The 26231-nt window shown below is 67.5% G+C and carries 22 protein-coding genes; 15 read left to right on the forward strand and 7 right to left on the reverse strand.

Annotation, left to right across the window (positions count from 1 at the left end; translation table 11 throughout):
* Positions 1 to 56: 56 nt before the first annotated feature.
* A complete protein-coding gene (locus tag AR540_RS15000) occupies positions 57 to 1022 on the reverse strand; it encodes a LysR substrate-binding domain-containing protein (protein WP_059230014.1) in 966 nt (321 codons plus the stop codon).
* 333 nt (positions 1023 to 1355) lie between these two features.
* Between AR540_RS15000 and AR540_RS15005 the strand changes: the two genes are divergently transcribed.
* The 10 genes from AR540_RS15005 (at position 1356) to AR540_RS15050 (ending at position 12978) form a co-directional block, all read left to right on the forward strand.
* Positions 1356 to 2390 carry a quaternary amine ABC transporter ATP-binding protein gene (locus tag AR540_RS15005; protein WP_059230015.1) on the forward strand — a complete coding sequence of 345 codons (1035 nt, stop codon included), beginning with the start codon at positions 1356 to 1358 and terminating at the stop codon, positions 2388 to 2390.
* A gap of 51 nt (positions 2391 to 2441) precedes the next feature.
* Positions 2442 to 3398 (forward strand): glycine betaine/L-proline ABC transporter permease ProW, encoded by a 957-nt coding sequence (proW, locus tag AR540_RS15010; RefSeq protein WP_059230016.1) that lies wholly within the window; start codon positions 2442 to 2444, stop codon positions 3396 to 3398.
* A 45-nt stretch (positions 3399 to 3443) separates the two neighbouring features.
* Entirely contained in the window at positions 3444 to 4469 is a 1026-nt protein-coding gene (gene proX / locus AR540_RS15015; protein WP_059230017.1) for a glycine betaine/L-proline ABC transporter substrate-binding protein ProX, read from the forward strand.
* A gap of 180 nt (positions 4470 to 4649) precedes the next feature.
* A complete protein-coding gene (locus AR540_RS15020) occupies positions 4650 to 5966 on the forward strand; it encodes an NAD(P)/FAD-dependent oxidoreductase (RefSeq protein WP_059230018.1) in 1317 nt (438 codons plus the stop codon).
* A gap of 46 nt (positions 5967 to 6012) precedes the next feature.
* A complete protein-coding gene (locus AR540_RS15025; RefSeq protein ID WP_059230019.1) occupies positions 6013 to 6915 on the forward strand; it encodes a dihydrodipicolinate synthase family protein in 903 nt (300 codons plus the stop codon).
* A gap of 2 nt (positions 6916 to 6917) precedes the next feature.
* The gene (locus tag AR540_RS15030; protein ID WP_059230020.1) at positions 6918 to 8408 is read left to right on the forward strand and encodes an aldehyde dehydrogenase; all 1491 of its coding nucleotides are present in this window, start codon (positions 6918 to 6920) and stop codon (positions 8406 to 8408) included.
* Positions 8409 to 8727: 319 nt separating this feature from the next.
* The gene (locus tag AR540_RS15035; RefSeq protein WP_059230021.1) at positions 8728 to 10182 is read left to right on the forward strand and encodes an amino acid permease; all 1455 of its coding nucleotides are present in this window, start codon (positions 8728 to 8730) and stop codon (positions 10180 to 10182) included.
* A gap of 89 nt (positions 10183 to 10271) precedes the next feature.
* On the forward strand, positions 10272 to 11150 hold the full coding sequence (locus tag AR540_RS15040; protein ID WP_059230022.1) for a GntR family transcriptional regulator: 879 nt from the start codon (positions 10272 to 10274) through the stop codon (positions 11148 to 11150).
* Between the two features lie 253 nt (positions 11151 to 11403).
* Positions 11404 to 12411: a nucleoid-associated protein YejK gene (gene yejK / locus AR540_RS15045; protein WP_059230023.1), complete on the forward strand. Its 1008-nt coding sequence runs from the start codon at positions 11404 to 11406 to the stop codon at positions 12409 to 12411.
* Positions 12412 to 12540: 129 nt separating this feature from the next.
* Positions 12541 to 12978 carry a hypothetical protein gene (locus AR540_RS15050; RefSeq protein ID WP_059230024.1) on the forward strand — a complete coding sequence of 146 codons (438 nt, stop codon included), beginning with the start codon at positions 12541 to 12543 and terminating at the stop codon, positions 12976 to 12978.
* Between the two features lie 40 nt (positions 12979 to 13018).
* On the opposite strand, the gene AR540_RS15055 is transcribed toward AR540_RS15050, so the two are convergent.
* Positions 13019 to 13930, reverse strand: a complete 912-nt coding sequence (locus AR540_RS15055) for a hypothetical protein (protein WP_177339243.1) — start codon at positions 13928 to 13930, stop codon at positions 13019 to 13021.
* A 129-nt stretch (positions 13931 to 14059) separates the two neighbouring features.
* On the reverse strand, positions 14060 to 14575 hold the full coding sequence (locus tag AR540_RS15060; RefSeq protein ID WP_059230025.1) for a dihydrofolate reductase: 516 nt from the start codon (positions 14573 to 14575) through the stop codon (positions 14060 to 14062).
* Between the two features lie 81 nt (positions 14576 to 14656).
* Between AR540_RS15060 and AR540_RS15065 the strand changes: the two genes are divergently transcribed.
* Positions 14657 to 16042, forward strand: a complete 1386-nt coding sequence (locus tag AR540_RS15065) for a DUF2868 domain-containing protein (RefSeq protein WP_059230026.1) — start codon at positions 14657 to 14659, stop codon at positions 16040 to 16042.
* Positions 16039 to 17415, forward strand: coding sequence for a GTPase/DUF3482 domain-containing protein (locus AR540_RS15070; protein WP_059230027.1), 1377 nt, complete (start codon positions 16039 to 16041; stop codon positions 17413 to 17415). Before AR540_RS15065 ends, AR540_RS15070 begins: the two co-directional genes overlap by 4 nt.
* On the opposite strand, the gene AR540_RS15075 is transcribed toward AR540_RS15070, so the two are convergent.
* The 4 genes from AR540_RS15075 to AR540_RS15085 form a co-directional block, all read right to left on the reverse strand.
* Positions 17412 to 18305, reverse strand: coding sequence for a proline iminopeptidase-family hydrolase (locus AR540_RS15075; RefSeq protein WP_059230028.1), 894 nt, complete (start codon positions 18303 to 18305; stop codon positions 17412 to 17414). The genes AR540_RS15070 and AR540_RS15075 overlap by 4 nt on opposite strands.
* Before the next feature lie 1017 nt (positions 18306 to 19322).
* Positions 19323 to 19484, reverse strand: a complete 162-nt coding sequence (locus tag AR540_RS24915; RefSeq protein ID WP_017640936.1) for a DUF2474 domain-containing protein — start codon at positions 19482 to 19484, stop codon at positions 19323 to 19325.
* Positions 19484 to 20506 (reverse strand): cytochrome d ubiquinol oxidase subunit II, encoded by a 1023-nt coding sequence (cydB, locus tag AR540_RS15080; protein ID WP_059230029.1) that lies wholly within the window; start codon positions 20504 to 20506, stop codon positions 19484 to 19486. Before cydB ends, AR540_RS24915 begins: the two co-directional genes overlap by 1 nt.
* Positions 20503 to 21948, reverse strand: a complete 1446-nt coding sequence (locus AR540_RS15085; protein WP_059230030.1) for a cytochrome ubiquinol oxidase subunit I — start codon at positions 21946 to 21948, stop codon at positions 20503 to 20505. Before AR540_RS15085 ends, cydB begins: the two co-directional genes overlap by 4 nt.
* Before the next feature lie 295 nt (positions 21949 to 22243).
* On the opposite strand from AR540_RS15085, the gene AR540_RS15090 reads away from it, so the two are divergent.
* The 3 genes from AR540_RS15090 to AR540_RS15100 all read left to right on the forward strand — a co-directional run bounded on the left by AR540_RS15090 (position 22244) and on the right by AR540_RS15100 (position 26180).
* Positions 22244 to 23470, forward strand: a complete 1227-nt coding sequence (locus tag AR540_RS15090) for an MFS transporter (RefSeq protein WP_177339244.1) — start codon at positions 22244 to 22246, stop codon at positions 23468 to 23470.
* A gap of 84 nt (positions 23471 to 23554) precedes the next feature.
* Positions 23555 to 24358 (forward strand): SDR family oxidoreductase, encoded by an 804-nt coding sequence (locus AR540_RS15095; RefSeq protein WP_059230032.1) that lies wholly within the window; start codon positions 23555 to 23557, stop codon positions 24356 to 24358.
* Positions 24351 to 26180 (forward strand): glycoside hydrolase family 15 protein, encoded by a 1830-nt coding sequence (locus tag AR540_RS15100; RefSeq protein ID WP_059230033.1) that lies wholly within the window; start codon positions 24351 to 24353, stop codon positions 26178 to 26180. Before AR540_RS15095 ends, AR540_RS15100 begins: the two co-directional genes overlap by 8 nt.
* The last annotated feature ends 51 nt before the right edge of the window (positions 26181 to 26231 follow it).

A 26231-nucleotide genomic window follows, 5' to 3' on the forward strand; every position in this document is an offset into this window, starting at 1 on the left:
CCAGGAACGCGCGGGAACTCCAACGACTTTTCCGCCGGGCAAAGGATAACGCCAGGTCAGGCAGGCGCCCGCCCGAGCCGCCCGAGCAGCCACTGCTGGAAGCGCCGCACCGCCTCGTGATCCTCGGCTTCCTCGCGGATCGACAGGTAGTGCCGGCTGTTGCGCAGCACCACCTGCTCCTGGATCGGCCGCACCAGCAGCCCCTGCTCCAGCAGGGCCGCCACCAGGTGGTTCCAGCCCAGGCTGATGCCCTGGTGGGTGAGCACCATGCCGATGATCAGGTTGTAGTCGTTGGCATTGAACAGCTGCGGACTGCCGGCCGGGCGCTCGTCCAGGTCCACCCCCTGGAAGGCCAGCCAGACGCCCCAGTCGACGTGCTCGGCCACCTGGGAGCGGCCATAGGGACTGAGGTTGAGCAGCGCCGCGTCGCGCACCCCTTCGAGGCTGCGGATCTGCGGATTGCGCTCCAGGTAGAGCGGCGAACACACCGGATAGATGACGTCGTGGAACAGCGCGGTGCTGTGATAGCCCTCGCGCACCTTGGGCATCTTGGTGATGAAGACGTCCGGCTGCACCCCCGGCTCCATGGCCAGGAAGTTCTGGGTGGTGACCAGGTTGAGTTCGATGTCGCCGTGCTGGGCGAAAAAGTCCGGCAGGTGGTGGGACAGCCACAGCGCCGAGAACGCCGGGGAGCAGCACAGGGTGAGCATGCGCTTGGCCGCCTGGTTGCTGCGGATGCGTTCGGCGGCCTGGGCGATGTTGACGAAGGATAACTGGGCGGCATCGAAGAACAGCTCGCCCGCCGGCGTCAGCGCCACCGCGCGACCGACCCGACTGAACAGCTGGGCACCGAGATAGCCTTCCAGCTCGCGGATCTGCCGGCTGATGGCCGCCTGGGAAACGCACAGTGCCTCGGCGGCGCGGGTGAAGCTTTCATACTTGGCGGCCGCCACGAAGGCCTTGACGGCGCGCAGCGAGGGCATCTTCAGCAGCAACGTATCGGGATCGACGGGTTTGGACATCGCGCTTCTCGACGAAGGGGACGGGTGGAAGACACGATTATTGGCCCTGTGTTGACGACCTTAGAATCCCTGGCATATCCCACGACGACAATCCTGGCGCGCTCAGCGAACTCATAACGGGACGTTATCAAATCGGGACCGGAAATGTTGTTGGATTTGCTGGAGGCCAGCTTATAGATTTGCTGAAAGCCCCTATCGAGAGGGCCACGAATAACAATAAGAGCGGACCGCCCTCGTGAAGACAGAATCCCCTTGCTCCTGCCCAGTACCTTTCATCAACCCGATCGGCATGGTGGTGCCCAACCGCCGTGCCGGGCATGCAGGAGGCCTGGCATGACTCGCTCCGACGAAATCATCACGGTCCGCAATATCTACAAGGTGTTCGGCGCCCAGGCGGACCAGGCCATGGCGCTGGTCCGGGGCGGCGCCTCCAAGGCCGAGGTGTTCGAGCGGACCGGCCAGGTCATCGGTGTGTTCGACGCCAACTTCTCGGTGCTGCGCGGCGAGATCTTCGTGATCATGGGCCTCTCCGGTTCGGGCAAGTCGACCATGGTGCGACTGTTCAACCGCCTGATCGAACCCACCGCCGGCTCCATCTTCCTCAACGGCAAGGAAATCACCGGTCTCTCCGACCGCGATCTGCTGCAAGTCCGCCGCAAGGACATGGGCATGGTGTTCCAGTCCTTCGCCCTGATGCCGCACATGACGGTGCTCGACAACGTCGGCTTCGGCCTGCAGATCAGCGGTGTGTCCGAGAAGGAGCGCAATGGGCGGGCCATCACCGCGCTGCGCCAGGTGGGCCTGGCCGGCCAGGAATACTGCTATCCGCACCAGCTCTCCGGCGGCATGCAGCAGCGCGTGGGCCTGGCCCGGGCGCTGGCCAACGACCCGGCCATCCTGCTGATGGACGAAGCCTTCTCGGCCCTCGATCCACTGATCCGCCACGAGATGCAGGGCGAGCTGATCAAGCTGCAGCAGCAGCAGGACCGCACCATCATCTTCATCTCCCACGACATCGAGGAAGCGGTCCGTATCGGCCACCGCATCGCCATCATGGAAGGCGGCCGGGTGGTGCAGATCGGCACCCCGCGCGAGTTGCTGTGCAATCCCGCCAACGACTACGTGCGCACCTTCTTCAACGGCTTCGACGCCAGCCGCATCCTCAAGGCCGGTGACATCGCCCAGCGTGAGGGCGGGATCCGCTACACCCCCGGCCGCGACACCCCGATCACGGCGGAGACGCCGCTCAAGGAGATCTTCGGCACCCTGGCCCGCGCCAGCGCGCCGGTGCCGGTGGTGGACGCCCAGGGCGCCTACCAGGGCCACATTTCCCAAGGCCGCCTGCTGAGCTATCTCGGCGGCCACTGATCGCTGTTCTCATCTGTACGGGCGCGCCCATTCGCGCCGGAGGTCCCGCTCATGTCCGATTTCAGCCTGCTCGATCCCTTCAAGACGCTCACGGTGCCGGTCGGCTCCTGGGTGGAAGGCGCGCTGCGCTTTCTGGTGCACAACTTCCGTGAGGTGTTCCGTTCCATCCGCTGGCCGGTGGACCAGGTACTGGAGGGTATCCAGGCGGCGCTGATGTCGGTCCCGCCCACCGTGTTCATCGTGCTGGCCGCGCTGCTCGGCTGGCAGATCGGCGGTCGCCGCATCGGCCTGCTGACCCTGGCCACGCTCACCGCCCTGGGCCTGATCGGCGTCTGGAACGATGCCATGGTCACCCTCGCCCTGGTGCTCACCTCCCTGGTGTTCTGCGCGGTGATCGGCATTCCGCTGGGCATCATCAGCGCCCGCAGCGATCGCCTGGAACTGTGCATCCGCCCGCTGCTGGACGCCATGCAGACGCTGCCGGCCTTCGTCTACCTGGTGCCGGTGGTGATGCTGTTCGGCATCGGCAACGTGCCGGGGGTCATCGTCACCATCATCTTCTCCCTGGCGCCGCTGGTCCGGCTGACCAACCTGGGCATCCGCCAGGTACCGGAAGACAAGATCGAGGCCGCCCGCGCCTTCGGCTGCACGCCCTGGCAGATGCTGGTCAAGGTCCAGCTGCCGCTGGCCGCCCCGACCATCATGGCCGGGGTCAACCAGACCCTGATGCTGGCGCTGTCGATGGTGGTGGTGGCCTCGATGATTTCCGTCGGCGGGCTCGGCCTCATGGTCCTCAGCGGCATCGGTCGCCTGGACATGGGCCTGGCCAGCGTCGGCGGTATCGGCCTGGTGCTGCTGGCGATCTTCCTCGATCGCTTCACCCAGGCCATGGGCGAGCGCAGCGCCCACCTGGCCACCGGTCAACGCTGGTATCACAGCGGCCCGATCGGCCTGGTGGTGCGACTGGTCGGCAAGAAAAAAGCGCTTCCCCAGCCGGTTACGCCTTGAACGTGCCTTTCACCCAAAAAATCTCCAGACAGCGACAGGTGCTCCATGACTCTATCCGCATGCAAGAAAGCACTTCTGACCGGCTTCGCCGCCTCCTTCCTGGGCCTGGCACTGAGTGGCGCCGTCCACGCCGCCAGCGCCGACCAACCGGGGGCCGGCGTGAAGGTCACGCCGATCTTCCCGACCATCGCCGAAGAACGCTTCCGCGGCGAGATCGCCATCGCCGGCCTCAAGGCGCTGGGCTACAACGTCCAGGCACCCAAGGAAACCGACTACCCCGCGCTGTTCCTGGCGCTGTCCTACGGTGACGCCGACTTCACCGTGCACATGTGGGAGCACCTGCACCAGGCCTTCTATGACAAGGCCGGTGGCGACGACACCATGGTCAAGGCCGGCTACGTGATGCCCGGCGTGATCCAGGGCTTCATGATCGACAAGAAGACCGCCGACCAGTATCACATCAAGGACCTGTCGGACTTCAAGAAGCCGGAAATCGCCAAGCTGTTCGACAGCAATGGCGATGGCAAGGCCGACCTCACCGGCTGCAACCCCGGCTGGGGCTGCGAGCTGATCGTCGAGCACCAGCTCAAGGCCTATGGCCTGAACGACACCGTCACCGACAACCGCGGCTCCTACTTCGCGCTGATGGCCGACACCATCCAGCGCTACAAGGACGGCAAGCCGATCTTCTACTACACCTGGGTGCCGCAGTGGATCTCCAACGTGCTGGTGGAAGGGCGTGACGTGGTCTGGCTGCCGGTGCCCTACACCTCCCTGCCCGACGGCAAGAACGACGTGAACACCACCTTCGAGGGCAAGAACCTCGGCGCCCCCATCGACAACGTGGTGGCGGTGGTCAACAAGGACTTCGCCAAGAAGAATCCTGCCGCGGTCAAGTTCCTCTCGGAGCTGAAGATCGCCACCGCCGACGAGAGCGCCCAGAACCTCAAGATGCAGAACGGCGAGAAGTCGCTGGACGACATCAGGCGCCAGGCCGCCGAGTGGATCAAGGCGCACCAGAGCGAGTGGGATGGCTGGCTGGCGGATGCCCGCGCCACCGGCCAGAAGTGACCGCGCGGTAGTCGAGCACGGCGCTCCGCCACGATCTGGCGAGCCGCTAGGCACCTCGGCGCCCTGCCCGCGGCGCCGAACCACCCGAACCCCAGCGATATCCCGCTTCCCCTGGGAGGCGGGCAAGCCCTGTGCGCCTCGCGTCCAGGCCAGACTCTTCAGCAGAGACGGTTGCGCACCATGAAAGTCCAAGCCCTGCCCGCCGACGACAACAGCTGTGGCTGGTACCACACCAGCGCCCCGCGCGCACCGCGCCCCAGTCATCGCGGACACAGCGATGCCCCTTGGGTGGTGGTCGGTGCCGGCTTCACCGGGCTCGCCGCCGCGCGGCAGCTGGCGCTGAATTTCCCGGACGACGAGGTGATCCTGGTGGAGGCCCAGGAAGTCGGCCTGGGGCCGGCCGGGCGCAACGCCGGCTTCGCCATCGACCTGCCCCACGACATCGGTGCCGAGGACTACATCGGCGACATCCGCATTGCCCGCACTGTGCTGAAACTGAATTTGAGCGGCCAGGCCTATCTGCGCGAGCAGGTCGAGCGCTTCGCCATCGACTGCCAGCTCAAGGCCTGCGGCAAGTACCAGGCCGCCGTGGAAGACCGCGGCCTGGCGGTGCTGGACGCCTACCGCCGTGGCCTGGACAAGCTCGACCAGCCCTACCGGATGATCGAGCGGGACGTCCTGCCCGAGCACCTGGGCACCACCTTCTACCAGCGCGCGCTCTATACCCCCGGCGCGGTGCTGATCCAACCCAGCGCCCTGGTCAAGGGCCTGGCCGACAGCCTGCCGGCCAACGTCACTCTCCATGAGCGCACCCCGATCCAGGCCGTGGACTACGGTCCGCGCCCCGAGCTGCGCCACGCCGCCGGACGCATCACCGCCGGCAAACTGGTGCTCGCCAACAACTCCTTCGGCCAGCATTTCGGCTTCCTGCAGGGGCGCATGCTGCCGATCTTCACCTACGGCAGCCTGACCCGGCCGCTGACCGCCGAGGAACAGGCACGCCTGGGCGGCAAGCCCTTCTGGGGCGCCATTCCCGCCGACCCCTTCGGCACCACGGTGCGGCGCACCCCCGACCAGCGCCTGCTGATCCGCAACAGCTTCAGCTTCAACCCCGACGGGCGCAGCAATCCCAAGCACCTGCAGCGGGTGCTGCAGCGCCACCGGGCCTCCTTCGCCCGGCGCTTCCCCATGCTGCCGCAGGTCGACTTCGAGTACACCTGGGGCGGCGCCCTGGCCATGACCCGCAACCACAACGGCTTCTTCGGCCAATTGGCCCCCAATGTCTACGGCGCCCTGGGCTGCAACGGCCTGGGCGTCACCCGCGGCACCGCTACCGGCAAGCTGCTGGCCGACTGGCTGGCCGGCCAGCGCGACGAACTCATCGACTTCCTGCTGGCCGCGCCCGGCCCCAATGCCAACCCACCGCAGCCGTTCCTCTCGGCCGGCGTCAATTTCAACCTCCTGTGGGGGCAGTACCGCGCCGGCTGCGAAAGCTGACGGCCCACTCCCCACCGACCCTCGTGCAACCCTTGGAGACTCCACCATGAACTTCGACGGCATCTACACCCCGGCCATCACCCCGCTCAAGGCGGACGGCGCCATCGACCAGGCCGGCTTCGCCCAGGTCCTGGAACACCTGATCGAATCCAGGGTGCACGGCATCGTGGTCGGCGGCTCCACCGGCGAGTACTACGCCCACAGCGGCGAAGAGCGCCTGGCGCTGATCGCCCAGGCCTGCGACGTGGTGGGCAAGCGCCTGCCACTGGTGATCGGCACCGGCGCCATCCGCACCGAGGACTCGGTGGCGTTCGCCCAGGCCGCTCGCCAGCAGGGCGCCGACGCCATCCTGGTCGGCACCCCGCCCTACGCCCTGCCCACCCAGCAGGAGATCGCCGAGCACGTGCTGACGGTGGATCGCGCCGCCGACCTGCCGATCATGCTCTACAACTATCCAGGGCGGATGAACGTGGCCATGGGCGAGGAGTTCTATGACGCCATCGCCGGCTGCCGCAACGTCCAGTCGATCAAGGAAAGCAGCGGCGACATGGCCGCCCTGCACCGCCACGCGGTCAGGCGCCCGGACCTGCAACTCTCCTGCGGCTGGGACGACCAGGCCCTGGAATTCTTCGCCTGGGGCGCGCGCAGCTGGGTCTGCGCCGGCTCCAACTTCGTGCCGCGCGAGCACGTGGCGCTCTACGAAGCCTGCGTGCTGGAGCGCGACTTCGCCAAGGGCCGCCGGATCATGGCCGCCATGCTGTCGCTGATGGATTACCTCGAAGGTGGCAAGTTCGTGCAATCGATCAAGTACGGCTGCGAACTGGCAGGCCTGCCCAACGGTGGCGTGCGCGCGCCGCTCAAGGGCCTGACCGAGGCCGAGCGGGCCGAACTGGCGCAGGTGATCACCGCGCTGAAGAGCAACGTCAACCTCATCGTCCAAGGAGCCTGATCATGACCGATCTGCTGAGCAAAGCCGCCTACGCCGACCTCGCCGCCGCCGTTGAGCTACGTACCCAGGCCTTCATCGACGGCGCCTTCGTCCCGGCCAAGGATGGCACCACCTTCGTCACCACCAACCCGGCCACCGGTGCCGAGCTGGCGCGGGTGGCCGCCTGTGGCGCCGCCGACGTGGACGCCGCCGTGGCCGCCGCCAAGACGGCCTTCAAGGATGGCCGCTGGAGCGGTCTGCACCCCTCGGCGCGCAAGGCCGTGCTGCAGAAATTCGCCGCCCTGCTGGAAGAACACGCCCATGAACTGGCGGTGGTCGAAAGCCTCGACAGCGGCAAGCCGGTGCGCGAGTGCCAGACCATCGACGTGCCCGAGACCATCAACACCCTGCGCTGGCACGCCGAGCTGATCGACAAGATCTACGATGCCACCGCCCCCACCGGGGCCGGCGCCCTGGCCATGGTGGTGCGCGAGCCCATCGGCGTGGTCGGCCTGGTGCTGCCCTGGAACTTCCCGCTGCTGATGCTGGCCTGGAAGATCGGCCCCTCGCTGGCCGCCGGCTGCTCCATCGTGGTCAAGCCGGCCCAGGAAACCACCCTCACCGCCCTGCGCGTAGCCGAGCTGGCCCACCAGGCCGGGGTGCCGGCGGGCGTCTTCAACGTGGTGCCCGGCGGTGGCAAGGAGGCTGGCGAGCCCCTGGGCCGCCATCCGGACGTCGCCGCGGTCAGCTTCACCGGCTCCGCCGCCACCGGCCGGCTGTTCCTCAAGTACGCCGCCGAATCCAACCTCAAGCGCATCGTGCTGGAACTGGGCGGCAAGAACCCCGCGGTGGTGATGAACGACGTCGAGGACCTCGATGTGGTCGCCCAGCACGTGGTCAACGGCGCCTTCTGGAACATGGGCGAGAACTGCTCGGCCACCTCGCGCCTGATCGTCCATCGCGAGGTCAAGGATGCCCTGCTGGAGCGGGTGCTGATCCACCTGCGGGACTGGCAGCTGGGCGATCCGCTGGACCCGGACAACCGCCTGGGCTCCATGGTCAGCAAGGCGCACTTCGACAAGGTCCGCGCCTACCTGGAACATGCCCGCGCGCAGCAACTCAAGCTGGTGACCGGCGGCGCGACCCGCGACGGCGTCTACGTGGAGCCGACTATTGTCGACGGCGTGGCCTGCGACAGCAAGCTGTTCCGCGAGGAGATCTTCGGCCCGGTGCTGAGCGTGACCTCCTTCGACACCCTCGACGAAGCCCTGGAACTGGCCAACGACACCGCCTACGGCCTGGCCGCCTCGGCCTACACCGGCAACCTGCGCAACGCCATCAAGCTCGCTCGCGGCATTCGTGCCGGCATCGTCACCGTCAACTGCTTCGGCGAAGGCGACGCCTCCACCCCGTTCGGCGGCTACCAGGAGTCCGGCTTCGGTGGTCGCGACAAGTCGCTCTGGGCCCACGACCAGTACACCGAGATCAAGACCATCTGGATCGACGCGTCCTGAGCAAGGTCTCCGGTCCGCCGTCGCAGGACGGCGGACCTCCTGCTACCGCACCGCAGCCGTGCGGCTGACGATCGCCGGCTCAGACCGCACGACCAACACACGCCGATCGTCGCGGATCGGCGCAGCCGCCCCGTCCGCTCCCCTCGCCCGAACGCGCACCGACGACCGTCATCCCACCTGGTGCCCGCGGCCTGCTAAGCTTCGCCGCTTTTTTGCCGCCTGCCCATGCGGGTAGCCGGCCGCGCTCAGCGTACCGCCCCACCGCGAATGGCCGCCAGAGCCATCGCCGCACCCCGTTCAACTGCCAGCTGGAATCCCCATGTCCACCGCCTCCCCGAGTCTGCAGCGCCGGCTCAAGCCCCGTCACCTCAACATGATCGCCATCGGCGGCTCCATCGGCACCGGGCTGTTCGTCGCCTCCGGCGCCACCGTGGCCACTGCCGGTCCGGGCGGCGCCCTGGCGGCCTATGCGCTGATCGGCCTGATGGTCTATTTCCTCATGACCAGCCTCGGCGAGATGGCCGCCTACCAACCGGTGTCGGGCTCCTTCTCCATCTACGGCAGTCGCTTCGTCGAGGACGGCTTCGGCTTCGCCCTCGGCTGGAACTACTGGTACAACTGGGCGGTGACCATCGCCGCCGAACTGGTGGCAGCGCAACTGGTGATGGGCTTCTGGTTTCCCGAGGTGCCCGGACTGATCTGGAGCGCGCTGTTCCTCGGCCTGATGTTCCTGCTCAATGCGGTGTCGGTGCGCGGCTTCGGCGAGAGCGAATTCTGGTTCGCGCTGATCAAGGTGGCCACCGTGGTGGTCTTCATCGGCCTGGGCCTGGCCGCCATCCTCGGCATCTTCAGCGGCATAGAGCCGCCGGGTCTTGCCGTGTTCACCCAGGGCGAGGCGCCCTTCGTCGGCGGCCTGCAGGCCATGGTCGGGGTGGCCATGATCGCCGGCTTTTCCTTCCAGGGCACCGAGCTGATCGGCATCGCCGCCGGCGAATCGGAGAATCCGCGCAAGAACGTGCCCATCGCCATCCGCCAGGTGTTCTGGCGCATCCTGATGTTCTATGTGCTGGCGATCTTCGTCATCGGCATGCTGATCCCCTATACCGATCCGCGCCTGCTGCAGAACGATGCCACCGACGTCTCCGTCTCGCCGTTCACCCTGCTGTTCGAGCGCGCCGGCCTGGCCTTCGCCGCCAGCCTGATGAACGCGGTGATCCTCTCGGCGGTGCTCTCCGCCGGCACCTCGGGCATGTACGCCTCGACGCGGATGCTGCACAGCCTGGCCGAACAGGGCAAGGCGCCGCGGCTGTTCGCCGGGGTGGCGCGCAATGGCGTGCCGCGCAACGCCCTGCTCGCCACCACCGCGGTGGGCGCCCTGTGCTTCTTCACCTCCCTGGTGGGCGACAAGGCGCTCTACGGCTGGCTGCTCAATACCTCGGGCATGTGCGGCTTCATCGCCTGGCTGGGCATCGCCGTGTCCCACTATCGCTTCCGTAAGGGCTACCTGGCCCAGGGCCGGCGCCTGGAAGACCTGCCCTATCGCGCCAAGCTGTTTCCCTTCGGGCCGCTGCTGGCCTTCGCCCTCTGCCTGGTGATCACCCTGGGGCAGAACTACGCCGCGCTGTTCGGTCCGAATGGCGTCGACTGGCTGGGCCTGGCCGCCACCTACATCAGCCTGCCGCTGTTCCTCGCCGTCTGGCTGGGTTATAGATTCAAGCACCGCAGCCGGCTGGTGCCGCTCAAGGACATGGACGTTAGCCCAGGCGCCGACTGATTGGCGCCACGCGGCAGCGGCCGGACCGGGGCGTCCGGTGGCTGCCGTGCTAGCATCCCGGCTCTTCCCGCCGACTCCTCCGCGCTGCCATGGGTAACACCCTCGCCTCTCGCCTGATCCCCGACATCCTCACCTACATCGCCTCGCACCAGTTGGCGGTGGGTACGCGACTGCCCGAGCGGGCCCTGGCCGAGCGGCTGCGGGTGTCCCGCTCGCCGGTGCGCAGCGCCCTGCAGCAGATGGCCGACCAGGCCCTGCTCGACCGCCATCCCGAAGGCGGTTTCGCCGTCGCCGCCGCGGCCCTGGCCACCACGCCGCCGGCGCGGGAAGAGGTGTCCGCCAGCGAGCGGCTGTACCTGGCCATCGCCCAGGATCGTATCGACGGCGAGTTGCCGTTGCGGATCAGCGAGAACGAACTGCTACGCCGCTACCCGATCACCCGGGGCCAGTTGGCCGACATCCTCAGGCGCATCGTCCAGGAAGGCTGGGCCGAACGCCTGCCGGGCTATGGCTGGAGTTTCGTCGAGGGTCTCACCTCCCCCGACGCCTATGTGCAGAGCTACAGCTTCCGCCTGTTGATCGAGCCGGCCGGCATTCGCGAACCGGGCTTCGCCCTGGATGCCGATGCCCTGCGTCGTTGTCGCGACGAGCAGGCGCTGCTGGTCGAAGGTCGCGTGTTCGAGGCCTCTCCCGCGGAAATCTTCGACGCCAACACCCGCCTGCACGAGACCATCGCCCGCTGCTCGGGCAATGCCTTCATCCTCGATGCCCTGCGCCGCCTCAATCGCCTGCGCCGGCTGATCGAATACCGCAAGTCGGTGGATCGCCGGCAGGCCCAGCGCCGCTGCCAGGAGCACCTGCAGCTGATCGACCTGCTGCTGGAAGATCGCCGCGAGGAAGCGGCCGCCTTCCTGACACTGCACCTGAACAACGCGGTCCAGGAAAAGCGCGACATCGCCGAGCCCTGAACCTGCGGCGCCAGGGGCCTGCCCACCAACCCGCGGGCGCGTTAGACTGGCGGACTTTCCCAGAGCCTGTTCAACGTCTGCTGCGCGTCGGCCAAACGGCGTTGAAAATGGCCTGGGTCGCCAGCCCGGTCGGAATGCTCATTTACTACCTGTAAACTCGAGCGCGAGTCCGATCCGCTTCCTCAGCCATTTTCGCCTTGTTTGTCTCTAGCTCGCTAGACGTTGAACAGGCTCTCAGCTACCCGAGTCCGCCATGCCGATCCGTCACGCCATCGTTCATCTGATCGACAAGAAGCCCGACGGCCAGCCCGCGACCCTGCACGCGCGTGACGCCACCCTGACCGACTCCCAGGCCATCGAGAACCTGCTGGCCGATCTCAACGACAGCTACAACGCCAAGCCCAACAAGGCCTGGGGTCTGTTCCACGAGGAATCCGGTGCCTATCCCTTCAGTGGCTGGCTCAGCGTCTACCTGGAAGGGGAGCAGGATTTCGTCGCCTTCAGCCGCCAGGCGGTGGAGCACCTCAAGGGCCTGATGGAGAGCAGCAACCTCTCCACCGGCGGCCATGTGCTGTTCGCCCAGTACCAGCAGGGCATGACCGACTACCTGACCATCGCCCTGCTGCACCACAGCGAAGGGGTGACCGTCACCGAGACCCTGGACGTCGCCCCGGCCAAGCACCTGGATCTGGGCCAGCTGCACCTGGCGGCGCGCATCAATCTCTCGGAATGGCGCAACAACAAGCAGTCGCGCCAGTACATCTCCTTCATCCGCGGCAAGGGCGGCAAGAAGGTCTCGGACTACTTCCGCGACTTCATCGGTTGCCAGGAAGGGGTCGACGCCAAGGGCGAGACCCGCACCCTGCTCAAGGCCTTCAGCGACTACGTGGAAAGCGAGGACCTGCCCGAGGAAGCCGCCAAGGAAAAGACCGACACCCTGGTGGACTACGCCAGCAGCCAGGCCAAGCGTGGCGAGCCCATGGCCCTGGATGCCCTCTCCGAGCTGATGGACGACGAGGCACCGCGCGCCTTCTACGACTACATCCGCAACAAGGACTATGGCCTGGCGCCGGAGATCCCGGCGGACAAGCGCACCCTCAACCAATTCCGCCGCTTCACCGGCCGCGCCGAGGGGCTGTCGATCAGCTTCGAGGCGCATCTGCTGGGCTCGCGCATCGAATACGATGAGAGCCAGGACCTGCTGATCATCCGCGAGGTGCCGACCCAGCTCAAGGACCAGCTCAAGCGGCGCAAGGACTGACCGGCGGAGCGCCCGACACCCGGGGTTGCAAACGAAGTCACCGATCGGGCGCCCCCGGCTGGACAGCGGCCGCGCAAAGGGGGCACAAGATGTCCCTTCTTCTCTTCATCTGCCGAAAAAGTCGAAACCATGAGCCAGTACCCCTTCGAACGCCGCATCGTCATCACCCTGCAATCGAACAACGAACTGACGCTGGACGCCGCCCTCGACCAGGCGGTGAGTCGGATCAAGCAGGGCGAGACCCACGGCGGCGACGAAGGCCTGGCCACCGCCTACAGCTTCCATGTGGATACCGTCGCCGAAGGCCCGGCGGGCCCGGTGGACCTGGGCGAATACCTGGGCCGCCCGGCGACCAAGGCCGAGCAGGCGGTGGTGGACAGTGGCGTCATCCCGCGTTTCCGCCTCGGGCAGGAGGTGGCCGTGCAACTGGCCAACGGCGCGCTCAAGCCCAGCAGCATCCAGGAAGTGCGCCTCTTTCCCCAGGTGGAAGGCCCCTGCTGGCTGTATCTGGTGGAAGAGCGCGTCCATCGCGACTATCTGCCGGCGAAGAAACTGCGGGCGATCTGAGCAGCGCCGGATTCGGCCAGCTCACTGCAGTGAGCCTACCTCACAGACCGTAACCGGCCACCTGGCGATAGAGCGACAGCGCCGGCGTCGTCGCGGTGTCCGTCATCTGGCTGAGGATGCTGCCGTCCAGGGCGGTGGTCGTGGCGTTCGATTGCCCGTCCGCCGCGGCGAGCGTCGTCCACTGGGGTGTGCCATCGCTGCCCGTGGTGATCCCGAAGGCCGGCGCGGCGAGATCGGCGCTATCCTGGTTCGCGGCCGTCGCCACCCCGCTGGGGCTCAACTGATCGACCAGTTGCGTGGTCAGCTCGCCCGTCTGCCAGGTGGCCGCACCGGGATTCAGGGTACCGAGGATGCCGGCATCCTCGGTGGCGCTCGGCGCCCAGTTCCAGGCGGCCGAGTCCTGGCCGGTCTCCGCCAGGCCACCATAGGCCAGGTTGGCACCATCCGTGCCGCGCTGCGCCCCTTCGAAGTAGGCCAGCTGACGCTCCGCTGGGGTGAAGGTCCCGGAATCGTCGCCGGCGATACGGCTCAGGCTGTCGCTGTCCAGGTTGGCGAAGGGGTCCTGGGTGGAGGCGTCGGTATAGCGACTGTCGGCGCCGTAGAAGCTCACCAGCAGGTGATTGGCCGCCTGCTTCGCCAGCTGGATGCGGTCGGCGCTGGCATCCTGGGGCAATTCGCCAAGCACGGCGGCGGCGGTACCCTGGGTCCGGATCTGCTGCTGGAGGATCTGCATGAAGCCGTCCAGATCGGCGGCATTGCCCGACTGCCCCGGCAGCAGCCCGGCGATCACCTGGGCGGCGGGCGACAGGTCCACCGCCACGTCGGCGCCACCGGCGGCCTCGGCGGCGCTGGAGGCGTCGGTGGAAACGGCCGTCGACTCGGCCGTGCCACGCGGATTCGGCTGTGGCGACGGGGTCGATGGCGAATAGGCCTGGGTCGCTGTCACGTTCATCTTCACGCCCTCCGGTCGCACCGATGACTCGTCTCAGCCTCCTTTATACCAGGGCAGTCTTAGGCTTTGCTTAGGGGCCACGGCCAGGAGTCGCCGACCTGGTACGAAAGCGGGAGTCATGACGAGGCTTCAGCCGCGTCGATCCCAGACCTCGCAGGCATAGGCCGGGCGCCCGTCCTCGGCGGGATGCTCCTGGCGCGAGGCCAGTTGCCAGTCGCCTTCGTTCCAGGCGGGAAAGAACACATCCCCCGCGGGCGCCAGGGCGACGCGGGTGAGATAGAGACGCTGCGCCACCGGCAGCGCCTCGGCGAACAGCTGGGCCCCGCCGATGAGCATGATCTCGCTGGCGCCACGCTCCCGGGCCCAGGCCTCGGCGCGCTCCACGGCAGCAGCCAGCGAGGCACGGACCTCGGCACCTTCGGCTACCAGATCAGTCTGACGGGAGACCACCAGATTCAGGCGACCCGGCAACGGGCGACCAAGGGAATCCCAGGTCTTGCGGCCCATGACCAGCGGCTTGCCGAGGGTCACCGCCTTGAAGTATTGGAGCTCCGCCGGCAGATGCCAGGGGAGGCGATTTTCGATGCCGATGACGCCGTTGTCGGCCACGGCGACGATCAGGCTCAGGGGAAGAGAGGTTTTCATGGTGACAGAGCATAACAGAGCCGTTAACAGCGGGCGTGCCAGGGACTATCCTCGCCGTTTTCGCTGCACGGGCGCCGACGCGTGACCGCAACCCCAACTCCTGCCTTCGACGATCTCTGGCTGACCGAGGCCCTGCGCCTGACCGAAGAGGACAGCGGTCCGCTGGAGGATGCCGAAGCCAATCGCCAGGCCCGCGCGGCCGGCGGTGGCTTCGAGGCACGCCTGGTGGCCCGGGCCCGTCTGCTCGGCCAGCGGGACGGCCTGCTGGCGGCCCAGCGCCGCTGGCGCCAGGGCGCACGGCTGGCCGCCTGGCTGCTGGGGATCGTGGCGCTGTTCTGCGGTGCCGGGCTCGCCGCCGGCGCCCTGGGCGATGGCAGCCGCCCGGTCAACGTCTTCTGGGCGCTGGGCAGCCTGCTCGGGCTCAATCTGCTCAGCCTGCTGGTCTGGGCCTTCGGCCTGTTGGGTGGCGGGCGCCAGCTGGCCTCGCCCCTGGCCCGTCTCTGGCTGTGGCTGTCCGGCCGCCTCGCCCGGGATGCCCGGGCGCTGCACCTGGGGCCGGCACTGGTCGGCCTGCTCGGTCGCGCCCGGCTACTGCCCTGGGCCCTGGGCGGCCTGGTCCACGGCCTCTGGCTGCTGATCCTCGGCAGTGCCCTGGCAACCCTGCTGGCACTGCTGTCCGGGCGCAGCTATCTGTTCGTCTGGGAGACCACCCTGCTCGGCAGCGACACCTTCGTGCTGCTCACCCAAGGGCTCGGTGCCCTGCCCCAGTTGCTGGGCTTTCCGCTCCCCGATGCCGCCAGCATCGCCGCCAGTGGCGATGCCACCAGCCCCTTCGCCGCGGCGCGCCAGGCCTGGGCCGGCTGGCTGCTGGGCGTGGTGCTGGTCTATGGCCTGCTGCCGCGCTTGCTGCTCGCCCTGCTCTGCCTGTGGCGTTGGCGCCAGGGTCGCCAACGGCTGCGGCTGGATGTGAAGCGGCCCGGCTATCTGCAGCTGCGGGAGCGGCTGCTCCCCACCAGCGAACGGCTGGGCGTCAACGATGCCGCCCCCGCCCAGCTACCGCAGCAGGATGCCAGTGCCCGGGTGCGCAACGGCGACGAGGCCCTGCTGGTGGGCATCGAACTCACCGACCACACCTGGCCGCCGCCGCTTCCCGCCGGCGTGCGCGATGCCGGGGTGCTCGACGACGGCCAGGGGCGCCGTCACCTGCTCGAACAACTGACCCGCTATCCGGCACGGCGCCTGCTGATCGCCTGCGATCCCCGCCGTTCGCCGGATCGCGGCACCCTGGTGCTACTCGCGGAGCTGTCGCGCTGCGCCACCGCCACCCGGATCTGGCTGCTGCCCGCACCCCTGGGTGGCAAGGTCGATCCGATTCGCCTGGACGACTGGCGCCAGGCCCTGGATGCCCTGCGCCTGGCCCACAGCGAAAGCGACGACGAACTGCGCTGGTTGGAGGCGAATCCATGAGCGGTCCCCTGCGCCTGGCCCTGGTCGGCCACACCAACGTCGGCAAGACCTCCCTGCTGCGCACCCTGACCCGTGACGTCGACTTCGGCGAGGTCTCCCACCGCCCGAGCACCACCAGGCACGTCGAGGGGGCGCGACTGTCGGTGGACGGCGAGGCCCTGCTGGAACTCTACGACACGCCAGGCCTGGAAGACGCCATCGCCCTGCGCGACTACCTGGAGCAGTTGGAAAGGCCCGGCGAACGCCTGGACGCCGCCACCCTGCTCGATCGCTTCCTCGACAGCGTGGAAGCCCGCCAGAGATTCGAGCAGGAGGCCAAGGTGATCCGCCAGTTGCGTGCCTCGGATGCCGGCCTCTATGTGATCGACGCCCGGGAGCCGGTGCTGGCCAAGTACCGCGACGAGCTGGCGGTGCTGGCCGGCTGCGGTCGGCCCCTGGTGCCGGTGCTCAACTTCGTCGCCGCCGACGGCCACCGGGCCGACGACTGGCGTGCCACCCTGGCCCGGCTCGGCCTGCACGCCCTGGTGCGCTTCGACAGCGTGGCGCCACCGGCGGACGGCGAGGCACGTCTTTACGAAAGCCTGGCGACCCTGCTGGAAAGCGGCCGCCCGGCCCTGCAGCGACTCATCACCGACCATGCCGAGCAGGCCCGGCGCCGCCACCAGGAAGGCGTGCGCCTGATCGCCGAGTTGCTGGTGGATGCCGCCGCCGCGCGGCGCAGCGTGGCCCCTGGCGATACCGAGGTGGCCGCGGCAACGACCGAGTTGCGCGACGGCCTGCGCACCCGCGAACAGCGCTGCGTGGAAGACCTGCTGCGGCTGTTCGGCTTTCGCCCGGGCGATGCCCACGCCAGCGACCTGCCGCTGCTGGATGGACGTTGGGGCGATGACCTGTTCAATCCGGAAACGCTGCGCCTGCTGGGCATTCGCCTGGGCGGCGGCGTGGCTGCCGGAGCCGCGGCGGGAGTGGGCCTGGACCTGCTCGCTGGCGGCCTGACCCTGGGCGCCGCCACGGTGCTGGGCGCCCTGGCCGGTGGTCTGGCCCAGACCGGCGGCCACTACGGCAAGCGGCTGTTCGGCAAGCTGCGCGGCGGTCGGGAGCTCTCCATCGACGATGCCGTGCTGCGCCTGCTGGCCGTGCGCCAGCGCCAGTTGCTGGCGGCGCTGGAAGCCCGCGGCCATGCCGCCCAGGGCGCCATCGAAGTGGCCGCCCCCGATGAGCAGCGCTGGCACGAGGGCAAGCTACCGCCCGCGGTGCAGGTAGCCCGCGCCCATCCCGAATGGTCGGCGCTCAATCCACGGCCGCGCTTGCAGGCCGAGGATCGCCAGAGCCGGATCGACGAGATCGCCGCTGCCCTGGACGCCGACGCCTAGCGGCCTTCCACCTCGGCAAGGAAATCGGCCACAACGGCCATGCAGGCCTCGCGCTCTTCCACGTGGGGCATATGGCTGGAGGCTTCGAAGATGCGCCACCGGGCGTTCGGGATGAGCCGCGCGAAGGGCTCCACGCAGGCCGGCGTGGCCTCGTCGAAACGCCCGGAGAGCAACAGCGTCGGCACCTGAATCCGTTCCAGCCGGTCGATCACGCTCCAGTCCTTGAGACTGCCGATCACATGGAACTCGGTGGGGCCGTTCATGGCGTGATAGACGGTGGGATCGTCATCAATAGCGGCGAAGGTCCGCGCCACCTCGGGCGGCATGGGCTGCACCCGACAGACGTGGCGCGCATAGAACACCTCGCTGGCGGCGCGGTACTCGGGCGAGTCGGTGGTGCCGGCGGCCTCGTGGCGATCCAGGGTGGCCTGCACCTCGGGCGGCAACTCGGCTCGCAGCCCTGTCGCAGCTTCGCGCCAGAGCGCCATGGACGCCGGCGAGTTGGCGATGATCAGACCGCGCAGCCCGGCTGGTCGACGCACCCCGTGTTCGGCCCCCAGCATCCCACCCCAGGACTGGCCGAGCAGCACGTATTCGGCGATGCCCAGGTGGCGCAGCAGGTTGTTCAGTTCGTCGAGAAACAACGCCACCGTCCAGAAACCCGGATCGATGCCCCGCAGGTGGGTGGAGCGGCCGTTGCCGAGCTGGTCGTAATGGACCACCGGCCAGCCGTGCTCGGCCAGGTCCTTGAAGCTGTCGACGTAGTCGTGGGTGCAACCGGGTCCGCCATGGGCCACCACCAGCGGCAGCCGGCCCTTGGTCAGATCACCGGTGACCCGATACCAGGTCTGGTGGCCCTGGAAACCGGCGTAGCCTTCTTGAACCTGCATGGAAACCTTCCTCGTCACGATGGGAACGGGGTCAGGCTAGCGGGCGGGGGCTGAGGGGATAACTGGGAAAAGTTGTAGGTTTGGGGGTTGGGCTGCGTTGCAGTTTTAATCAGCGGCCAGGCTGACTCGCGGTATCTCCCCCTCACGCCGGACAGCCCCCTCTCCCGCTTGCGGGGGAGGGTTGGGGTGGGGGCTCCCTCGCCAAGCTGATTCACGGAGTGCTCGGACAGCTCCCGTTCCGCCCCCGCCGGGCGGGTCACTTTTTTCAGTTGCCAAAAAAGTAACCAAAAACGCTTGCCCTGGTCATCCGGCCCGGCGCTGCGCGCCGGGTTCCCTCGCTCCGCCGTCCTTCCGGCGGGCCGTCGTCGAAGGGCCGTCCTGGCCCTCGACGCCTTTCGCGGCATCCTTGCCGCTCACCCACCTACAGAACGGCTGCGCTCAGCCTACTGAACAGGGCGCTGGGTGCCGGCTGATAGTGTCTCTTTAAGGCGATTGTTCCTACTCTTGGCACGTTTCCAGACGGCTTTTGCTCGACAGGTACGGCCAACAGAAATCGCTAACCAGAAGCACCAACGCAGCCTGAGTGAGCCCCAACTTTCAGTTGGCACCCAGTGCCCCGTCTGGCCGGCCGAGCGGCAGGGTCGAGTAAGCGGGTGAGCGGCATGGATGCCGCGAAAGGGGCCGAGGGCCAAGGACGGCCCTTCGGCCCCGGCCCGCTGGAGCGGCGCTGACGTGAGGGCATCCTGCGCAGGGCGCAGGACCGGCCAGGTGGGGCAAGCATTTTTGGTTACTTTTTTTGCGACTGAAAAAGTAACCCGCCCGGCGAGGGCGGAACAAAAGCTCACCGAGCACACCGCAAATCAGCTTGGCGACCAAGCTAACCGCCCCCACCCCACCCCTCCCCCGCAAGCGGGAGAGGGAGCTGTCCAGCGTAAAGGGTAGCTTTCCAGCATAGGATTGCGTCCCGCGTAGGGTGGATGACGGCGCAGCCTCATCCACCAAAACACCCGAGAGAAGTCAGTGCGACTTGAGCCCCGCCGCCGTCAGCACCAGTCGCAGCACCCAGGCCACCACGCCCAGTGCCACCAGGCTGCAGGCCCAGATGCCGGCCATCCAGGCCAGCCGCTGCCAGAGCGGCTTGTTGTCGGCGGGATTGGGTTCGCGCGAGCGGCCGACCATCAGTGGTAGCCCTCCCCCGCGCGTACCTTGCCGCGGAACACGTAGTAGCCCCAGAAGGTGTACATCAGGGTGATGGGGATGATGAACAGGGTGCCGATGAGCAGGAACAGCTGGCTCTGCGGCGGCGACGAGGCCTCCCAGATGGAGACCGCTGGCGGGATGATGTTCGGCCAGAGGCTGATGCCCAGGCCACTGTAGCCGAGGAAGATCAGCGCCAGGGTCAGCAGGAAGGGCGCATGGTGCGAGTCCTCGCGCAGGATGGCGCGCAGCAGGGCCAGGGTCACCACACCCACCAGGATCGGCACCGGCAGGAACCAGACCAGGTTGGGCATGCTGAACCAGCGGTCGGAAATCGCCGCCTGGCTCAGCGGGGTCCAGATGCTAACCACCACGGTGAAGGCCAGCAGCAGGAACAGCAGCGGCTTGGTCAGGCGGCGCATGGTGGCCTGCAGCGGGCCCTCGGTCTTCATGATCAGCCAGGTGCTGCCCAGCAGGGCGTAGGCGGCGATCACACCCAGGCCGCAGAACAGCGAGAAGGGCGTCAGCCAGTCCAGCGGGCCACCGACGTACTGGCGATTCTCCACCGGGAAGCCTTCGATGAAGGCGCCCAGCGCCACGCCCTGGCAGAAGCTGGCCAGCAGCGAACCGAAGATGAAGGACTTGTCCCACAGGGCTTCCTTGCCTTCCTGGACCTTGAAGCGGAACTCGAAGGCCACGCCACGGAAGATCAGCCCGATCAGCATGAAGATCAGCGGCAGGTAGAGCGCCGGCAAAATCACCGAGTAGGCCAGCGGGAAGGCGCCGTAGAGCCCGGCCCCGCCCAGCACCAGCCAGGTTTCGTTGCCGTCCCAGATGGGCGCCACGGTGTTCATCATCACGTCGCGGTCTTCCTTGCCCTTGACGAAGGGAAAGAGGATGCCGATACCCAGGTCGAAGCCGTCCATGACCACGTACATCATGAGACCGAAGATGATGATGATCGCCCAGATCAGCGGGAGGTCGATGCCAGGGATGCCGTTCATGCGCGGTCTCCGCTCAACTGGTCATTGGGATTGTGTTCTTCCAGGCCATCGTCGGCGCCCGACAGCGGCCGCTTGGGATGGCGATCGGTACCCGGACCGCCGGAGGTGGGCAGGTCGCCTTCACCGGTGTGCGGGCCCTTGCCGATCATGCGCAGGGCGTAGAGGGTGCCGATGCCGAACACGGCGAAGTAGACCACCACGAAGGCCACCAGGGTGATGCTCAGCTGGGTGACGCTGTGGTTGGACACCCCGTCCTTGGTGCGCAGCAAGCCGTAGACGATCCACGGCTGGCGGCCTACCTCGGTGGTGAACCAGCCGGCCAGCAGGGCGATCAGGCCAATGGGCCCGGTGCAGACCATGAACCTCAGGAAGGCGCGGGTCTCGAACAGCTTGCCGCGCCAGCGCAGCCAGGCGCTCCACAGGCCGGCGGCGATCATCAGCAGGCCGAGGGCGACCATGATGCGGAACGACCAGAACACCACGTAGGCCGGCGGCCGGTCTTCCTTGGGGAAGTCCTTGAGCGCCGGGATCGGCTCGGTGAAGCTGTGCTTGAGGATCAGGCTACCCAGCACCGGGATCTCCAGCTTGAAGCGGGTTTCCTCGCGCTCCATGTCCGGCCAGCCGAACAGGATCAGCGGGGTCGCCTCGCCGGGCGGATTCTCCCAGTGGCCTTCCATCGCGGCGATCTTGGCCGGCTGGTGCTCCAGCGTATTGAGGCCGTGGGCATCACCGACCATGGCCTGGATCGGGGCCACCAGCAGGGCCATCCACAGCGCCATGGAGAACATCTTGCGCACCGCCGGGTTGTCGTTGCCGCGCAGCAGGTGCCAGGCGGCCGAGGCGCCGACCAGGAAGGCCACCGACAAATAGGCGGCGATGGTCATGTGTGCCCAGCGGAAGGGGAAGGACGGGTTGAAGATCACCGCCAGCCAGTCCACCGGCACGATGCGGCCGTCGACGATCTCGAAGCCGGTCGGGGTGTGCATCCAGCTGTTGGAGGCAAGAATCCAGAAGGTCGACATCAGGGTGCCGATCGCCACCATCACCGTCGAGAAGAAGTGCAGGCCACGGCCCACGCGATTCCAGCCGAACAGCATGACGCCGAGGAAGCCGGCTTCGATGAAGAAGGCGGTGAGCACCTCGTAGGTCAGTAGCGGCCCGGTCACGGCACCGGCGAAGTCGGAGAAGCCGCTCCAGTTGGTGCCGAACTCATAGGCCATCACCAGGCCGGACACCACGCCCATGCCGAAGAAGATGGCAAAGATCTTCAGCCAGAAGTGGTACAGGTCCTTGTAGACGTGGTCGTCGGTCTTCAGCCAGAGGCCTTCGAGCACGGCGAGAAAGCTCGCGGTACCGATGGACAACGCCGGGAAGATGATGTGGAAGGAGACGGTGAAGGCGAACTGGATCCGCGCGAGATCCAGGGCTTCGAGGCCGAGCATGATGATTCCTCTCAGGCAAGCCGGCCATCGAGGGTAGCCGGTCGAGTAAGACGCTGACCGAGGTTCGAACCCCTCGGCGACCGGACGGTTCTAGCGCAACGGGAAAAACCGCCGGCTAGCCCATCCAGTCGGCCGCAGGGCTGACGTGGATCAACGCCAGGCTTTAGAGTAGTCCTCCTGGATACATTTGCTTACGTGGTTCGATGTCGCACTGGGCAGGCTGTCGCACCCCCGCAGTTGTATGACGATCAGTCCCAGGTGGCTTAAGATGCCGCCTCCGCCCCGAGCCCCCGTCATGTCCGGCGATACACTGCTGCTGCGTCACCATCGTCCCTTCGTCGCTTTCTGGTTCGCCCGCATCTGCACTGCCGGCAGCTTCCAGATGCTCACCGTGGCCATCGGCTGGCACCTCTACTCCCTCACCGGCAACGTGCTCGACCTGGGGCTGGTCGGGTTGGTGGAATTCCTGCCACGGGTGCTGTTCATGCTGCACACCGGCCACGTCGCCGATCGCTACGACCGCCGCCGGGTCGCCGCCCTCTGCCAGACCGGCCAGGGGCTGATCGCCCTGGCATTGCTGGTGGGCAGCCTGAATCAGGCAGTGACCCGCGAGCTGATCTTTATCCTCGCCTTCTGCCTGGGCACTGCCCGCGCCTTCGAGCAGCCCACCACCCAGGCGCTGCTGCCCAACATCGTGCCGCCGGCGATCTTCCCGCGCGCCATCGCCGCGGCGGCCTCGGCCATGCAGGGGGCCACCATCATCGCCCCCGCGCTCGGTGGCCTGCTCTATGCCCTCGGCGCCGCCTGGGTCTATGGCCCGGCCCTGCTGTTCTACGGCGTGGCGGTATTACTGGTCTCCAGCCTGCCGGCGCGGCAGACGCCCAGCCAGAAGGAAAAGCCGACCCTGGACAACCTGCTGGCCGGCATCCGCTTCATCCGGAGCCGCCCGGATGTGCTCGGCGCCATCTCCCTGGATCTCTTCGCCGTACTCCTGGGTGGCGCCACCGCCCTGCTCCCGGTGTTCGCCGCCGACATCCTGCTCACCGGCCCCTGGGGCCTGGGCCTGCTGCGCTCGGCGCCGGCGGTGGGCGCCCTGGGCATGTCCTTCCTGCTCGCCTACGTCAGTCTCGATCGCCACGTGGGACGCATCATGTTCGGCGCGGTGGGCCTCTTCGGCGTGGCCACCATCGCCTTCGGCCTCTCGACCTCGCTGTGGTTCTCGCTGTTCACCCTGGTGGTGCTGGGCGCCGCCGACATGGTCAGCGTGGTGATCCGCAGCTCCTTCGTCCAGCTGGCGACCCCCGATGCCATGCGCGGCCGGGTCAGCGCGGTCAACGGCCTGTTCATCGGCGCCTCCAACCAGCTCGGCGAGTTCGAGTCCGGGGTCACCGCGCATTTCTTCGGCACGGTGCCGGCGGTGGTGCTGGGCGGCGTCGGCACCCTGGTGGTCACCGGGGTGTGGATGAAGCTGTTTCCGGGCCTGGCCAAGCGCGACCGGCTGCACGAACCACCCCAGCCCTGAACATCCGGCAACGCTCGCGGGCTGAACCTAGACCCGAGCGGAACGGTCAGCAGTCAGACACCTTTTCCGCGCAGGAGTCTGGACATGCAGCTTTCCCTCAACGGCCAGGTCGCCCTGGTCACCGGCGGCAGCTCCGGGATCGGCGCCGCCGTCGCCGAAGCCCTGGGCAAGGCCGGTGCCGCCGTCGCCATCAACTACCATTCCCACGCCGAGCCGGCCGAAGAACTGGCCCAGCGCATCCAGGCCGCCGGCGGCCGCGCCATTGCCGTAGGCGGCGACGTCGGCGACGAGGCCGCGGTCAAGGCCATGTTCGAGCGCACCCTGGAAGCCTTCGGCCGCCTGGACATCCTGGTCGCCAACTCCGGCCTGCAAAAGGACGCGGCGGTGGCCGACATGTCCCTCGAGGACTGGAACACGGTGATCAACACCAACCTCACCGGGCAGTTCCTCTGCGCCCAGGCGGCGATCCGGCAGTTCCGCCGGCAGGGCCGCGACGAAAGCATCTCCCGCGCCCTGGGCAAGATCATCCATATGAGCTCGGTGCACGAGGTCATCCCCTGGGCCGGCCACGTCAACTACGCCGCCTCCAAGGGCGGGGTCAACCTGCTGATGCGCAGCCTGGCCCAGGAAGTGGCCGCCGAGGGCATCCGCGTCAACAGCATCGCCCCGGGCGCCATCGCCACCGCCATCAACGAAGAGGTGACCGGTGACGAGGCCAAGGCCCGCGAGCTGCTCAGGCTGATCCCCTACAAGCGCGTCGGCAAGGTCGAGGACGTGGGCAACGTGGCGGTCTTCCTCGCCAGCGACCTGGCCGACTACATCGTCGGCACCACCCTCTTCGTCGACGGCGGCATGTGCCTCTATCCGGGATTCGAAGACAATGGCTGATTCCACCTCCGTGCACGCCCGCCGCAGTATCGGCGCCCACGGTGTCATCGGCGACCTGCGCACCTGCGCCCTGGTCGCCACCGACGGCACCATCGACCACTTCTGCTGGCCGAACCTGGACAGCCCTTCGGTGTTCGCCTCCCTGCTGGATTCGGAAAAAGCCGGCTACTTCAGCCTGGCGCCGGTCTGGGAAGACGCCCGCGAACAACAGCTCTACCTGCCGGATACCAACATCCTGCAGACCCGCTGGCTGTCGGCGGAGGGAGTCGCCGAGGTCACCGACCTGATGCCGGTGTGCAGCAGCGAGGACACCCAGCCGCGCATCGTCCGCCGCGTGCAGGTGGTGGCCGGGCGCTGCCGTTTCCGCCTGGTCTGCGCTCCGGCCCACGACTATGCCCGTGCCGAGACCCGCGCCCGCCTGGTGGACGGCGGCGCCCTGTTCGAAGCCGCTGGCCAGCCGACCCTGCGCCTGGTGTCGGACGTCACCCTGCGGGTCGACGGCAACGCGGCCCTGGCCGAGTTCGAACTGGAACAGGGTGAGCAATTGGATTTCGTCTTTGGCTGCGCTGAAGACGACAAGGTCGTCGCCGGCCAGAGCGATCTCTGCTTCGAGGACACCCTCGCCTACTGGACCTCTTGGGCCGCCAAGAGTCACTACCAGGGGCGCTGGCGCGAGATGGTCACCCGCTCGGCCCTGGCACTGAAGCTGCTGACCTCCTGCAAGCACGGTTCCATCGCCGCGGCCGCCACCTTCAGCCTGCCCGAAGCCCTGGGTGGCGAGCGCAACTGGGACTATCGCGCCTCCTGGATCCGCGACGCCTCCTTTACCGTCTACGCCTTCATGCGCCTGGGCTACACCCAGGAAGCCAAGGATTTCACCCACTGGGTCGGCCAGTGCGTGGAAAACAGTCACAACGCTCCGGAAAAGCTGCAGATCATGTATCGCCTGGACGGCGGCCTGGACCTGCCCGAGGAAACCCTCGACCACCTGGCGGGCTATGCCGACTCGAGTCCGGTACGCATCGGCAACGAGGCCTACAAACAGGTCCAGCTGGACATCTATGGCGAGCTGATGGACGCCATCTACCTGTCCAACAAGTATGGCGAAGCCATCTCCCACCACGGCTGGAAGGACGTGGTGCGGATGATCGACCACGTCTGCGAGAACTGGAACCAGCCCGATGCCGGTATCTGGGAGATGCGCGGCGATCCCGAGCACTTCCTGCATTCACGGCTGATGTGCTGGGTGGCCATCGACCGCGCCATGCGGCTGTCGGTCAAGCGCTCGCTGCCGATGCCCTACGAACGCTGGTACGCCGCCCGTGCCGCCATCCAGGAAGACATCTGGGACAACTTCTGGAACGCCGAGCTGGGTCACTTCACCTCGACCCGCCACGGCAAGAGCCTGGACGCCGCCCTGCTGCTGATGCCGCTGGTGCGCTTCGTCAGCGCCACCGACCCCATGTGGCTGTCCACCCTCGACGCCATCAAGACCAACCTAGCCTATGACGGCATGATCCGCCGCTACAACCCGGTCGACACCCCGGCCGACAACCTCAAGGGTGAGGAAGGCGCCTTCGTCGCCTGCTCCTTCTGGTACGTCGAATGCCTGGCCCGCGCCGGCCGGGTCGACGAAGCCCATCTGGAATTCGAGAAACTGCTGGGCTACGCCAACCCGCTGGGCCTCTACGCCGAGGAACTGGACAAGCGCGGCTATCCCCTGGGCAACATCCCCCAGGCGCTGTCGCACCTGGCGCTGATCAGCACGGCCTTCTTCCTGGATCGCAAGCTGAGCGGCAAGGACCCGCAGTGGCAGCCGTAGATAAGCTTGGCTGATCCCTCTATGTATCGCCGGCTCGGCTTGAACCCAATC

Source organism: Pseudomonas sp. EpS/L25 (assembly GCF_001512295.1).
In the GTDB taxonomy this organism is placed as follows: domain Bacteria; phylum Pseudomonadota; class Gammaproteobacteria; order Pseudomonadales; family Pseudomonadaceae; genus Chryseomonas.